This window comes from Cohnella terricola (assembly GCF_007786475.1).
GTDB classification, from domain to species: domain Bacteria; phylum Bacillota; class Bacilli; order Paenibacillales; family Paenibacillaceae; genus Cohnella; species Cohnella terricola.
The window spans coordinates 76,370-89,260 of record NZ_VNJJ01000004.1 but is presented as its reverse complement, the minus strand read 5'-3'; the positions used below and the strand labels follow the sequence as shown (position 1 = coordinate 89,260).

The 12,891-nt window shown below is 54.7% G+C and carries 10 protein-coding genes; 9 read left to right on the top strand and 1 reads right to left on the bottom strand.

What is annotated here, in order from left to right; translation table 11 throughout:
* The first annotated feature begins 111 nt into the window (after window positions 1–111).
* The gene (locus FPZ45_RS08370; protein WP_186438294.1) at window positions 112–768 is read left to right on the top strand and encodes a TVP38/TMEM64 family protein; all 657 of its coding nucleotides are present in this window, start codon (window positions 112–114) and stop codon (window positions 766–768) included.
* Here the strand turns inward: FPZ45_RS08370 and FPZ45_RS08365 are convergent.
* The gene (locus tag FPZ45_RS08365) at window positions 765–1,622 is read right to left on the bottom strand and encodes a hypothetical protein (RefSeq protein WP_144700209.1); all 858 of its coding nucleotides are present in this window, start codon (window positions 1,620–1,622) and stop codon (window positions 765–767) included. The genes FPZ45_RS08370 and FPZ45_RS08365 overlap by 4 nt on opposite strands.
* A 307-nt stretch (window positions 1,623–1,929) precedes the next feature.
* On the opposite strand from FPZ45_RS08365, the gene FPZ45_RS08360 reads away from it, so the two are divergent.
* The 8 genes from FPZ45_RS08360 (at window position 1,930) to FPZ45_RS25265 (ending at window position 12,695) form a co-directional block, all read left to right on the top strand.
* Complete coding sequence (locus FPZ45_RS08360; protein WP_186438293.1) at window positions 1,930–2,829, top strand: alpha/beta hydrolase; 900 nt, start codon at window positions 1,930–1,932, stop codon at window positions 2,827–2,829.
* Between the two features lie 216 nt (window positions 2,830–3,045).
* Entirely contained in the window at window positions 3,046–4,575 is a 1,530-nt protein-coding gene (locus FPZ45_RS08355; protein WP_144700205.1) for a sugar ABC transporter ATP-binding protein, read from the top strand.
* Complete coding sequence (locus tag FPZ45_RS08350; protein ID WP_222430766.1) at window positions 4,547–5,557, top strand: ABC transporter permease; 1,011 nt, start codon at window positions 4,547–4,549, stop codon at window positions 5,555–5,557. Before FPZ45_RS08355 ends, FPZ45_RS08350 begins: the two co-directional genes overlap by 29 nt.
* Entirely contained in the window at window positions 5,554–6,585 is a 1,032-nt protein-coding gene (yjfF, locus tag FPZ45_RS08345) for a galactofuranose ABC transporter, permease protein YjfF (protein WP_144700201.1), read from the top strand. The genes FPZ45_RS08350 and yjfF overlap by 4 nt, the downstream gene beginning before the upstream one ends.
* Before the next feature lie 73 nt (window positions 6,586–6,658).
* A complete protein-coding gene (locus FPZ45_RS08340) occupies window positions 6,659–7,717 on the top strand; it encodes an ABC transporter substrate-binding protein (RefSeq protein WP_144700199.1) in 1,059 nt (352 codons plus the stop codon).
* A 97-nt stretch (window positions 7,718–7,814) separates the two neighbouring features.
* Complete coding sequence (locus FPZ45_RS08335) at window positions 7,815–9,590, top strand: cache domain-containing sensor histidine kinase (RefSeq protein ID WP_222430765.1); 1,776 nt, start codon at window positions 7,815–7,817, stop codon at window positions 9,588–9,590.
* A 16-nt stretch (window positions 9,591–9,606) separates the two neighbouring features.
* Window positions 9,607–10,821: a response regulator transcription factor gene (locus FPZ45_RS08330; protein WP_186438292.1), complete on the top strand. Its 1,215-nt coding sequence runs from the start codon at window positions 9,607–9,609 to the stop codon at window positions 10,819–10,821.
* Window positions 10,818–12,695, top strand: a complete 1,878-nt coding sequence (locus FPZ45_RS25265) for a substrate-binding domain-containing protein (protein WP_186438291.1) — start codon at window positions 10,818–10,820, stop codon at window positions 12,693–12,695. The genes FPZ45_RS08330 and FPZ45_RS25265 overlap by 4 nt, the downstream gene beginning before the upstream one ends.
* Window positions 12,696–12,891 lie beyond the last annotated feature (196 nt).

The following is a 12,891-nucleotide window of genomic DNA, read 5'->3' as shown; positions in this document are numbered from 1 at the left end:
TGCAAATCGTTTAACGAGCAAAATGAAGCGAAAACAGGACATTTTGTCATGCGTAAGACGATCTTGTATGATATGGATAAAGATGGTAGCCAAAGGAAGGGGCTTGTTCGCTTGCGTCGTTCGACCCTATGGAAAATAGCAGCTATCGTCGTGGTCGTGGCAGCATTGCTTTGGTTCGATTTTAAGTACTTGAAGATCCATCCGGAAACGATCCGTAACTGGGTGTTATCTTTCGGATGGGTGGCGCCAGTGCTTTATATTGCTGTATATATCGTGCGCCCGTTTATATTGTTTCCGGCATCCGTGATGTCGATGGCCGGCGGGCTGGCTTTCGGAACAGGGTTCGGCATGCTGTATACGTTGATCGGCGCCGTAACGGGGGCGGTATTGTCATTCCTTCTGGCCGAGAAGATCGGGAGGGGATTTTTCAAAAGCAGAGATGACCCGAGATTCATGAAATTAGAGCGGGCGATGGATAAGCGGGGCTTTACGATGGTGTTGCTACTCCGAATCGCACCTTTCGTGCCGTTCGATCTGGTGAGTTATGCGGCAGGCCTTGCCCGGGTGCGGCTGCGGGCATTTCTGCCCGCGACCGTAATCGGCATGTTGCCCGGAACATTCGCGTACAACTTCCTCGGCGCGAGCTTGACAGAGGGAAGCTGGCGGGAATTTCTCATCTCGGGCTGCGTCTTTGCCGTTGCCCTTGCGATTCCGTTCCTGTTCCGCCGGAAAGTGGAGCGCGAAGTCGAAGAGAGTCAGGAAGATTAGAGGGGAACGGGAATCGCGTCCGTCGAGGAGTAATAAAGCTCCAAACCGACGATGCCACCCGGCTCGGCGGACGCGTCAAGCACCGTCTGTGGAACGACCCGTCCGTTGTAGCGAAGGGAAACGCCTACCGCATCGGCGATCGGAATGCCGGCCACGTTATGAATGAACCCTTTCGGACCGAAGTCGACCAATCCGGTCGCGACGAGCGTTTGCCGTATTGTCATTCCCGGTGAGAACGGAACGTAGTTCGTATAGTTGGCTCTAGGAAAAGCGTCGCTTCCGGTAATTCTGACCGTGACGAAAGCCGGAGTCACTGGCAACGGCTGCTCCTGCGGTCTGGGAACCGCTACCGGTACGGGGACCGGCACTGGCACTGGAAACGGCCCGGGGAAGAACGATCCGGGGAAGAATGGCCCAGGGAAAAAAGGTCCGGGGAAAAACGGTCCGGGAAAAAACTGCCCGGGAAACGGCCCAGGGAACGGTCCGGGAAAATGGCCGTGTCCTGGGAAGGGCGGCGAAGGCGGGAAAGGACCATGTCCATGTCCGCCCGGTCCACCTCCCAGTCCACCGCCGTGCCCACCGTGTCCCCCAAGCCCATGACCTCCATGCCCGTGTAATCCACGTTCTAGCCCTTGTGGGAATACCCACCAAGGGATGGGACGAATGACGTTTGGCGATTGCTCCTCATTTTGATGCAGATGCACGACTTCGTCCTTGTTTGTTTCTTTTTTGCTTGTTTTATTTTCCGCGATTTTCGCGGCGGGTTGAATTTGTCGGGCCGAGAGCTTGGCCTTAGGATCGGCGGCTGCTTTACGCAATAACGGCTTCACTTCCGTAATTCGTGGCTTCGCCATAACGATATCCTCCTTTGCTTGCCAATAGGCGTTTAACGATTAATGCAGGATATGCGCCCATGCCAACGTGGGTGCCAGAACCGTTATCGCCTACGGGAGGAACTTGGAGTTGCGAGAACAAGTGTGTGGTGCGGGCTTATTTGGTGGGAAAGTCGCCGAAATTCGCTCGCCCGCACACTGTAACGTTCCCGCAGACCGTTAGACTACCGTTCATGTCACATATTTTTGCTTGTGGCCGTCTTTTTTTCATCGAACAATGGGAGAGAATAAAAGGAAAACAAAAAGCAGAAAACGGGGGAGGATCACGATGTCTGCGCTTATATGGGTAGTAGGAGGAGCCGGGATATTCACCGGAAGCTCGGCGGCAGCGCTATACGGATTTACCGTAAAGGCCCAGCGGCCCCGTCTCGTCCCGAACGATAACGTGCCGCCAGTCCCTTACGAAGAGGCGGAATGGCATAGCGAAGGGAAAAAGGTGAAAGGCTGGTTTCTCGTTCACTCACATCCGGACGGAGGGTCGGATCCCGGACCGGTCGTCGTCATCGCGCATGGATGGGGTTCCAACCGTTCCCGGGTGCTTAGATATGCGCTGCCCCTTTACGAAGAAGGCTACTCCATTCTGATGTACGATGCCCGCAGCCACGGGGAAAGCGACTATTACAGAACGCCTACAGGTTTGCAATTCCGCGACGATCTGATGGCCGCGATCGAATGGCTGAGACAGCGTCCGGAAACGGACCCGACCCGGATCGGCGTCGTCGGCCACTCGCTTGGCGGGTTCGGCGCCGTTCTTGCCCTTGACGTTGGCGCCCCGATAGCGGCCCTCGTTACAGATTCGATGCCGGTAAGGCTCTCTACGATGATCGGAGCCGAGCTCAAGCGCAGGAAACTCCCGCAATTTCCGCTCGCCCGCATCATCCCCAAGATCATGGTATGGAGAAGCGGCATTTCGCAGTCGATGTTAAGACGGGCGAATCCCGTCCGAATCCTTCATGATAACACCAGGAATCGGAAGACGCCGGTACTGCTCGTCCATTCCCGCAACGATCGGTTTATTCCGGCAAGCGAGTTAAAGCTTATCCTTGCCCGAACGCCGGAGCTGCCTCATCTTTTCGTCGATGCCGAAGGACATAGCGCTTCGGACCGCGATCCGGCTTTCTGGCCCGCGGTGACGGCATTTTTCCAACACTCGCTGCAAAAAAAGTAGGCTAACGGCAACGGGCCGCTAGCCTCAAGGGTTATATTATTGAAAAGGGGGGTCATGTTGTTATTGTAACCCCCTAACATGAATAACAGATGAAAGCTATATTACGGTTCGATTACAAAATGTCCGATTAGCTTAAAAAAAACCTTGATTTTCTAAATACTTCCCCCCGCTCGGTTTTCTACAATAGGGATCATGACCGAGGAACGAGGTGGGAAGATGGAAACGGGCTATATTTTGAAGGCGAGAGGAATCACGAAATCGTTTCCGGGCGTCAAAGCGCTGGCCGATGTCGATTTTTCCTTGCGTAAAGGGGAAATCCACGCCTTAATGGGCGAGAACGGGGCGGGAAAATCGACGCTGATCAAGGCGTTGACGGGCGTATTCCCGAAAGACGCCGGACAAATCTGGCTGAACGGCGCGGAAATATCGCCGAGAACCCCTTTGGAAGCTCAGCAGATCGGCATTAGCACGGTTTATCAGGAAGTGAATCTATGCGATAACCTTACGGTCGCTGAAAACATTTTCAGCGGGCGATACCCGCGAAAATTCGGATTGATCGATTGGGATAAAGTCTACCGCCGCAGCGAGGAAATGCTGGCGGCTCTTGAGCTGCGCATCGACGTCCGTCAGCCGCTATCGCATTATTCCGTAGCCGTCCAGCAGATGGTCGCCATCGCGCGGGCCGTGGACATCTCCAATGGCATACTGATTCTGGACGAGCCGACTTCAAGCCTGGATGCGAACGAAGTGAAGCAGCTGTTCAATGTCATGCGCAAGCTTAAGGACAAAGGAATGGGGATCGTATTCGTCACCCATTTCCTGGATCAGGTCTACGAGGTCACCGACAGGATCACGGTGCTTCGGAACGGCAGCTTGATCGGGGAATACGCCACGAAGGATTTGCCGAAAACAGAGCTTGTCTCCCGCATGATCGGCAGGGAGTGGACCGAAAGCCAAGAATCGAAGACGGCCGCTGACACGGTGGACGACGTTTTCTTGCAGGCGTCCGGTTTGGGGAAGAAGGGCAGTGTCGAGCGAATCGATCTGACCGTAAACAAAGGCGAAGTGCTCGGATTGGCAGGCCTGCTAGGCTCCGGAAGGACGGAAACCGCCAAACTCCTCTTTGGCATCGACAAAGCCGACTCGGGCGTCTTGACGATCGGCGGCGAGGAGTTCGCTCTCATGAACCCGAAGAAAGCCATTACCAAAGGCATCGGTTTTACCCCGGAAGACCGGAAAGTCGCGGGCATCGTAGGCGAATTGACGATTCGGGAAAATATCGCTCTGGCGCTGCAGGCGCAGAGGGGATTGTTCTCCTTTATTTCCGTCCGCAAGCAGAAGGAGATCGCGCAGAAATATATCGAGATGCTGCAGATCAAAACGCCGGGCACGGAACAGAAAGTCGAAAACCTGAGCGGCGGCAATCAGCAGAAGGTCATTCTGGCGCGCTGGCTTGCGACGCGGCCGAAGCTGCTCATTCTGGATGAGCCCACCCGCGGGATCGACGTCGGATCGAAATCGGAGATTCGAAGATTGATTCGCGAACTGGCGGCGGACGGCATGTCAATTGTGTTCATCTCCGCGGAATTGGAAGAGATGGTGCAATGCTGCGATCGGATTATCGTGCTTCGGGATCGCATGAAGATCGGCGAAGTCCGGGGGGCGGACATGGAGGAAAACAACATTATGCGGCTAATCGCGGAAGGAGCGAATGGGTATGGCGAATCTAACGGCCTCGGTGCGTAATATCGGCAGAAATCCGATCATATGGCCGCTATTGGCGCTGGCCCTGCTCATGATTTTCAACTTGATCGCCATTCCCGGATTTTTCTCGATCGAATTCCATGACGGCCGGTTGTTCGGCAGCGTGGTCGATATTCTGAAGAACGCCTCGCCGCTTGCGATCATCGCGCTTGGAATGACGCTCGTCATCGCGCTCGAGGGGATCGATATCTCCGTCGGTTCCGTGCTTGCGATCGCGGGGGCGATGGGCATTTTCATGTTGGACGGTTATCCGACGTGGATCGCGATTCTGGCAGCTTTGGGGATCGGGGTGCTGTGCGGCCTATGGAACGGAATGCTCATATCCATATTGGGCATTCAGCCGATGGTCGCGACTTTGATCTTGCTTACGATCGGCCGCGGAATCGCCCAATTGATTACGGGCGGACGGATCATCGACACGACGTCGGCTTCTTATACGTTTCTGGGCAAAGGCTATTTCCTCGGCTTGCCGATTCAAGCATTCCTGATTCTGATCGTCTTCGCGTTACTGTACGTTCTGAAAACGAGAACCGCCTTCGGGTTATTCGTCGAATCGGTGGGCGGAAGCAAGACGGCGAGCAGATATGCAGGCATTCGGCCGCGTTCGATCATGATGATCTCTTATGCGATCGTCGGCGCATGCGCTTCCGTCGCGGGGATAATCGTCAGCGCGAACCTGGGGAGCGCCGACGCGAACAACGCGGGTTTATGGATCGAACTCGATGCGATTCTGGCCGTAGTGATTGGCGGGACGTCGATGCGGGGAGGCCGGTTTTACTTGGGCGGCACTGTTATCGGGGCGCTTTTCATCCAATCGCTCACGACGACGATCTATTCTCTTGGCGTGCCGGCCGAAAGCATCCTCCTCGTCAAAGCGATCGTCGTTATCCTCGTATGCCTCATTCAATCGGAAGCATTCCGCAAGCTGTTTGTTCCTGTAGGAAAGAAGGCGATTATCGAATGAATCGGCTAACACCGCGAATCAGCCACAACAATATCGTTATTCTCGCCACCTTGTTATTGCTCATTGTGCTCTATGGCGCAGGTTCGGTTCAATACACGGGATTTTTCTCCCTGCAAGTGTTCTTGAATTTGTTCATCGATAACGCTTATTTGATTATCGTGGCTACGGGAATGGCCTTCGTCATTATTTCCGGCGGCATCGATCTGTCTGTCGCCTCCCTCGTCGCGCTCGTCAGCATGGTATCAGGAGATTTGTTCGCTCATGGAGCGAATGCCGGGACGGTCGTGGCCGCATCGCTTGCTCTGGGCATCGCGTTCGGGGCGGGACAAGGTTACTTGATCTACAGATTTCAGTTGCATCCGTGGATCGTGACGCTTGCCGGGATGTTCCTAGCCCGAGGCATCAGCTTTCTTATCAGCTCGGAGAGCATCGTCATTACGAACGAGACTTACGTTAAGCTGTCCCAGCACAAAATTCACGTATGGGGGCAAAATTTCGTATCGGTCAGCGTCTTGATCGCTTTGGCTGTCGTCATCGCCGTGCTGCTCGTTGCCAAGTTTACTTTTTTCGGGCGTGCCGTATACGCGATGGGCGGAAACGAGAAGTCCGCCGCCCTGATGGGACTTCCGATCGCGCGAACGACAGTGCTCGTATATACATTAAGCGGCTTCTGCTCTGCGCTCGGAGGGATCGTATTTACTTTGTATACGTTGTCCGGCTACTCCTTGCACCTGATGGGGATGGAGATGGAAGCGATCGCGGCTTGTGTCATCGGCGGCATTTTGCTGACGGGAGGATTCGGTTACTTGATCGGTCCCATGCTCGGCGTGTTATGCACGGGAATCATTCAGACGATCATCATGTTTCAGGGGACGCTTAGCTCATGGTGGACGAAGATCGCGATCGGTTTACTGCTCTTCCTGTTCATGGCCTTGCAGCGGGTTATCGTCATGAGAAAGGAAAAATCGCGGAATCCGGTCTCGTCTATGAATTCTCCGAATAGTGAAAACAAAATCGTTAATTTGTAAATACAGAGAAAATTATCCTATTTATACTGTAACTGTACAAAATCATTTTACCTAATCCAGGGAGGCAACGAAGATGAAGAGACAAAGAAAGCCGTTATTGGCCTTAATCGCGCTGCTCGTAATGACGATGTTGGCAACGGCATGCGGGGGCAACAACAATGGCGGTAACAAAGGAAGCAGCCCCGCCCCAGCTTCCGCGGAGACTCCTAGCAGTTCGAAAGCTTCCGAGGAACCGAGCCCGAGCGCCTCGAACGGGAAGCTGGTCGTCGGTTTCGCGCAGATCGGTCAAGAGAGCGGATGGCGCGACGCCGAGACTGCGTCCGTGAAGGAAACGTTCGAGGGCGATCCGGGCTTTGAACTGAAGTTCTCCGACGCGCAGCAGAAGCAAGAGAATCAGATCAAAGCGATCCGCACGTTTATCGCCCAGAAGGTCGACGCGATCGCGCTCGCCCCCGTCGTCGAGTCCGGCTGGGAGACGGTGCTGAAAGAAGCGAAAGACGCCGGCATCCCCGTGTTCCTGCTCGACCGCGGTATTACGAAAGGCAATGAGGACCTGTACGTGTCGTTTATCGGCTCGGATTTTATTCTCGAAGGCCAGAATGCGGCGAAATGGATGATCGACGAGCTCGGAGCGGACGCCCAGGTGAACATCGTTCAACTGGAGGGCACGGTCGGCGCCAGCGCGGCCAACGATCGCAAAAAAGGCTTCGAAGACGCGATCAAAGACCATGCCGGCTATAAAATCGTCTATTCCCAAACGGGCGACTTTACGCGGGCGAAAGGCAAAGAGGTCATGGAAGCTTACTTAAAGAAGGACAAGAACATTCAAGCCGTGTACGCGCATAACGACGATATGGCGCTCGGGGCGATTCAAGCGATCGAAGAAGCGGGTCTCAAACCGGGCACGGACATCAAGATTATCGGCGTTGACGGCATCAAGCCGGCATTCGAAGCGATCGCGGCAGGAAAAATGAACGTCACCGTCGAATGTAATCCACTCTTGGGACCGCAATTAAAACAAGCGATTCTCGATACGAAAGCGGGCACGAAGCTCGAGAAATGGATCAAATCGGACGAAGACGTCTATTCCGGCCAGAAAGCCATCGACGCCTTGCCGAACCGTAAATATTAAAAGGCCGAATTCGGCGCCATAGGGTTATGAAGCGGAACTGCGGAAGAGAGAACGACTCTTCCGCGGTTTCGCTTTCCACATTTGACGAAGAAACGGAATGACGTCCATGCGGAACGGATTATTCCCCAATCGGAGTATCCGATTCAAGCTTCTATTCTACTTCGTGATCATCATTTCGTTCTCGATTCTGGCGATCGGTCTGCTAGGAAGCACGCTCTATCAAAATTCGATCAAAGACGAGATGAACACGCATACGACGCAGATGATGAACCAGGTCAAGAGCCATGTTCAAGTGTATATGGAAGAGATGGATAACATCGCTTATTACTTGTCGCGGAACGAAACGGTGCTGGATTTCGTTCGCACGCCGCCTTCGTCGGCCGGGGAATCGCAGGAATCGGAGAACAAGGTCAAGGCGGTTCAGTCCATGTATCTCGACAAGCATGCCGAGATCGCGGGCACCATCGTCGTCAGCCGCAACGGCCGGTTCGCGGGTTCGAAGCTGGAGCGGATCACGCGAGATCCGCTGACCGCGGAATCGTGGTATCGGGCGGGGGTCGAGGAGCCGGATCGGCTGCACCTGATCAGCCATCCGATCGGGAGGAATATCCGGACGGCGGAGGAGAACATCAGCGCCGACCAGATTCTTTCGTTCGTGCGCGCGATTAAAGATCCGGACTCGGGACGCGTTCTCGGAGCGATCCTGATCGACATGAAGCTCGACATCATTCAGGATCTGATCGATGCCGCATCGCTCGGCAAGAGCGGGTTTATTTTCATCATGGACGAATCCGGAGGGATCGTCTACTCGCCGGTAAATCCGATCGTCTACCGGATTCCCGGAGAATGGTTCGCCGATCCGACCGGCAGCTCGGTGAAGACGATCCGCTCCGCCGATTATCAGATTTTCCATCATACGTTTTCCGGCATCGGTTGGCGTATTGTCGGCGTATTCCCGCTCGACGAATCGCTGAAGGTCGTGAAGGAAATCCGGCTTTTTACCGCGCTTATCGCGGTGGTGACCTTATTTCTCGCGTTTGTCGCTTCCGTCTACTTTACCAACTCCATCGTCCTGCCGCTAGGCAAGCTTAGAAGCCTGATGAAACGCGTGGAGGCGGGGGATTTAAGCCTGAGATTCCGCAGCAAGTCGAAGGACGAGATCGGTCAACTCGGCAATAGCTTCAACAACATGGTGGACGAAATCGACAATCTGATCGCGCTCGTCTATCAAGAGCAGAAGGCCAAGCGAGAGGCGGAATTGAAAACGCTTCAAGCGCAGATCAAGCCCCATTTTCTGTACAACACGCTCGATACGATCCAGTGGATGGCGCTTGATCGCGAAGCCGACGATATCGCCGAGATCGTGATCGCCTTAACGCATTTGTTCCGCATCAGCCTTAGCAAGGGACAAGAGATCATTCCACTGAGGGATGAGCTGCAGCATGTCGTCAGTTACTTAAAGATTCAGATGGCCAGGTATGAAGGGAAACTGGATTATGTCATCGACGTGCCGGAGTCTCTGCTGAGCACGCCGATTCTAAAAATATTGTTGCAGCCTCTGGTCGAGAACGCGATCTATCACGGAATCAAGCCAAAAACCGAGAAAGGTTTAATCACGATCAGAGGACGGAAAGAAGCCTATATGCTCGTCTTGGTCGTGGAAGATAACGGCATCGGGATTCCGGGGGATGTCATGTCGCGAATAAACGAGCTGCTGCAAAGCGAGCATCAAGTCGGCGAGGAACGGGGGTACGGCTTGTTCAATGTTAACGAACGGATCAAGCTCTCCCACGGAAAAGCTTACGGCCTGACCCTGGAGAGCGAATACGGGCGAGGCACGAAAGCGATTCTTCATTTGCCGTTAAACGGCTGACAAGGAGGGAATGAAGATGTGGAAGCTCGTAATCGCGGACGACGAGCCGAAAATACGCAGGGGGCTGTCCAAGGCGCTTCCCTGGGCAGAGCTTAACATCGAGGTGGCGGGAGAAGCCGAGGACGGCGCGCAGGCGCTCGAGCTCGCGCAGCGACTGCGGCCGGATATTCTGTTCGTGGACATCTGTATGCCGAACATGGACGGACTGGAATTCATCGCGAAGCTTCGCGAGCATGCAAGCCATTGCGTCATCATCGTGATCTCGGGACACGACGAGTTCCGTTACGCTCAGCAAGCGTTGCAGCTAAACGTATTCGATTATCTGCTTAAGCCCGTCGAGCGCGACAAGCTCGAACAAGTCGTCGTTCAAGCGATCGATCGGTTGAAGGGAGCGCGGGAGAAGGAACGGGAAGAGGCATGGAGAAGTCGTCAGCTCAGAATGAACGAGGACGCGTTGCGCGACGTTTTCCTGATCAAGTGGGTGAACGGGCTGCACTCCGAGGAGGAAATCCATCGGAACCTGGCGTTTTTTGAACTCGGATTCGACGGACCCGGTTGGTTGATCGCGCTTAAGGTCGCCCAACGTCTGGATACGGGAAAAGAGCGGCGCGTCTGGGATCCGAATCTGCTCGAATTCGCCGTGGCGAATATCGCCGGGGATGTATTGCGCGATATGTTCGACCAAGTCTCCTGCGTTTTTAACGATAAGAAAGGACGGCTCGTTCTTTTCGGGAAATCGGCCGGTTCCGTTCATTGGGCGGACATCGGGGATAAGCTGCAGGACAAAATCGAGAAGCTCTTGGAGAAGCCCGTCATGATGGAGCTCCAGCCGATTCCCGACGGAATAGCCGGTCTCCCCGGGGCTTACCGCGAGCTCGTCAAGGAACTGGACGCCAAGGGAAGGCTCTCGCCGATCATCGCGCTGTCCAAGAAGTATATCGATAAGCATTACGATCGATCTACATTAACGCTAGGGGACGTCGCGGACAGCATTCAAGTCAGCCCGACGTATTTAAGCAAGCAATTGAAGCGGGAGCTCGGCTTGTCCTTCATCGATTACCTGACCGAGATTCGCATTCGCAAAGCGATCCATTGGATGAACGATCCCCATATCAAAGTGTACGAGATCGCGGAGAAAGTCGGCTACAGCAGCCAGCATTACTTTAGCAGCGCGTTCAAAAAAGTGACGGGAGCGTCGCCGATCGCGTATAGGAAAGGGATTCACGAATGACGGAAAAAGTCCATAGGCTTGGCTTGCTGTCCATGTTCGTTTTTCTGCTGATCGTGCTTCTCGGAGCGTGGTTTGCCGGGCGAGATAAGTCCGATTCGGAGGGCGGGACGCGCTTTCTGATCGGCATCTCGCAGCCGAACCTGAGCGATCCTTGGCATGTAGCCTTGAACGAGGAAGTCAAGGAAGAAGTCGATAAGCACAATGACATTCGCGTGATCTTCACCGACGCGGCGCAGAGCAGCGCCCAACAAAAGGAGGACATTCGCCATCTTGTCGGCTATGGCGTCGATCTGTTGGTCGTGTCGCTCGACGATCCGGCGGCTCTGACCGCTACGGTTGCCGAGGTATACCGCAAAATTCCCGTCATCGTGCTCGGCCGGGGAGTGACCGGTTATGATTATACGTTGTACATCGGAACGGATAACGAGGTCGTCGGGCAGAAGGCGGGCGAGTTCGCAGCGGAGACGCTTAAAGGACGTAAAGGAACGATCGTCGAGGTTCAGGGATTCGGCGATTCTCCTACCGTGCAGGAAAGGAGCCTTGGTTTCCGGGAAGCGATCGCGGGATCGAACTTGGAAGTGACGCATGTCGTGAACTCGGATTGGCAAAGGGACAGGGCCGAGGATCAGTTAACGGATTTGCTTGCGAAGGACGGGAACGTGGACTTGATCTTCGCCCATAGCGAGTCGATGGCTCTCGGCGCTTACCGCGCCTTGAAAAATACCGGCCGCATGAACATCGACATTATCGGAATCGACGGGGTGACGACGAAGACGGGCGGGTCGCCTTACGTCTCCGAACGCCAGTTGATCGGCATGGTCAGGAGTCCGACCGGAGGAAGGGAAGCGATTCAATACGCCTTGGACATCCTGAACAAGGAAAAGGGCATTCCCAAGAAAGTCATTCTCCGGAGCAGGCTCGTCACCTCCGATACCGAGAGCGGGGACGGGGCAGACGGCAAAGCGGCGCCTCCCGATAGGAACGGCAAAGAAACGCTGAAGCTGGGGTTCGCGCAGGTCGGCAGCGAGAGCGGTTGGCGGATCGCGCATACGAATTCCGTGATCGGCGCGGCCAAGGACGCGGGGATCGAACTGCTCTTCCGCAATGCGGACCAATCGCAAGAGCGGCAGTTCGAGAGCATCCGGGAATTTATCCGGCAGCGGGTGGACGTGATCGCCTTCTCTCCCAAGACCGAAACCGGTTGGGAGGAGGTGCTGTCCGAAGCAAAGGATGCGGGGATTCCCGTCATTTTGTCGGACCGGGAAGTGAAAGTCAAGGACGATTCGTTGTGGACGGCCTACATCGGCTCCGACTTCCGGGAAGAGGGACGACGCGCGGCCCGATGGTTAACGGAACAAGCGGATCGGGAGCCGGATCGCGTTTACCGGATCGTCGAACTCCAGGGAACCCCCGACTCCGCGCCCGCGCTGGGAAGGAAAAAAGGTTTCGAGGAGCTGATCCGGGATGATGACCGTTTCGCGTATGCGGCTTCCTTGGAAGGGGATTTCACGAAACGGTCGGGTAAAGAGTTGATGGCGGAAGCTTTGGAGAAATTCGGAAAATCGATCGATGTCGTCTACGCACATAACGACGACATGGCGCTTGGAGCGATCGAAGCGATCGAAGCCTACGGATTAAAGCCGGGCAAGGACATCCTGCTGATCTCGGTTGACGCGACGAAGTCCGCCATGGACGCCTTAAGCATCGGCAAGCTGAATCTGGTCGTGGAGTGCAACCCTCTGTTAGGGCCGCAACTGATGAAGGCGGTCAAGGACGTGTCCCAAGGGAAGGATCTGCCGATGAAGATTATAACTTCCGAGGGCGTGTTCACCCAGGAGTTGGTTAAGCAGGTGAAGAGGAACCGGGAATATTGACCGGCAAAAAAAAAGGAGGCTTGCGGCAACGGGCCGCAAGCCTCAAGTTTTATATTTCAAAGGGGGGTCATGTGTTTATATTAACGGTTGAACATGAAAATAAGATGAAAGAAACATTACGTTCTGATTACAAAGTGTAAAGGGAGTGTAACGCGCTGTCCTAAAGGTCCGAAACTTTTGATAATTCACGATACGA

Excerpts from the sequence above, each read along its gene's own strand:
- FPZ45_RS08365 (WP_144700209.1), bottom strand. The coding sequence starts at position 1,622 with ATGGCGAAGCCACGAATTACGGAAGTGAAGCCGTTATTGCGTAAAGCA.
- yjfF (WP_144700201.1), top strand. The coding sequence starts at position 5,554 with ATGAATCGGCTAACACCGCGAATCAGCCACAACAATATCGTTATTCTC.
- FPZ45_RS08335 (WP_222430765.1), top strand. The coding sequence starts at position 7,815 with ATGACGTCCATGCGGAACGGATTATTCCCCAATCGGAGTATCCGATTC.
- FPZ45_RS08350 (WP_222430766.1), top strand. The coding sequence starts at position 4,547 with ATGGCGAATCTAACGGCCTCGGTGCGTAATATCGGCAGAAATCCGATC.
- FPZ45_RS25265 (WP_186438291.1), top strand. The coding sequence starts at position 10,818 with ATGACGGAAAAAGTCCATAGGCTTGGCTTGCTGTCCATGTTCGTTTTT.
- FPZ45_RS08360 (WP_186438293.1), top strand. The coding sequence starts at position 1,930 with ATGTCTGCGCTTATATGGGTAGTAGGAGGAGCCGGGATATTCACCGGA.
- FPZ45_RS08330 (WP_186438292.1), top strand. The coding sequence starts at position 9,607 with ATGTGGAAGCTCGTAATCGCGGACGACGAGCCGAAAATACGCAGGGGG.
- FPZ45_RS08340 (WP_144700199.1), top strand. The coding sequence starts at position 6,659 with ATGAAGAGACAAAGAAAGCCGTTATTGGCCTTAATCGCGCTGCTCGTA.
- FPZ45_RS08355 (WP_144700205.1), top strand. The coding sequence starts at position 3,046 with ATGGAAACGGGCTATATTTTGAAGGCGAGAGGAATCACGAAATCGTTT.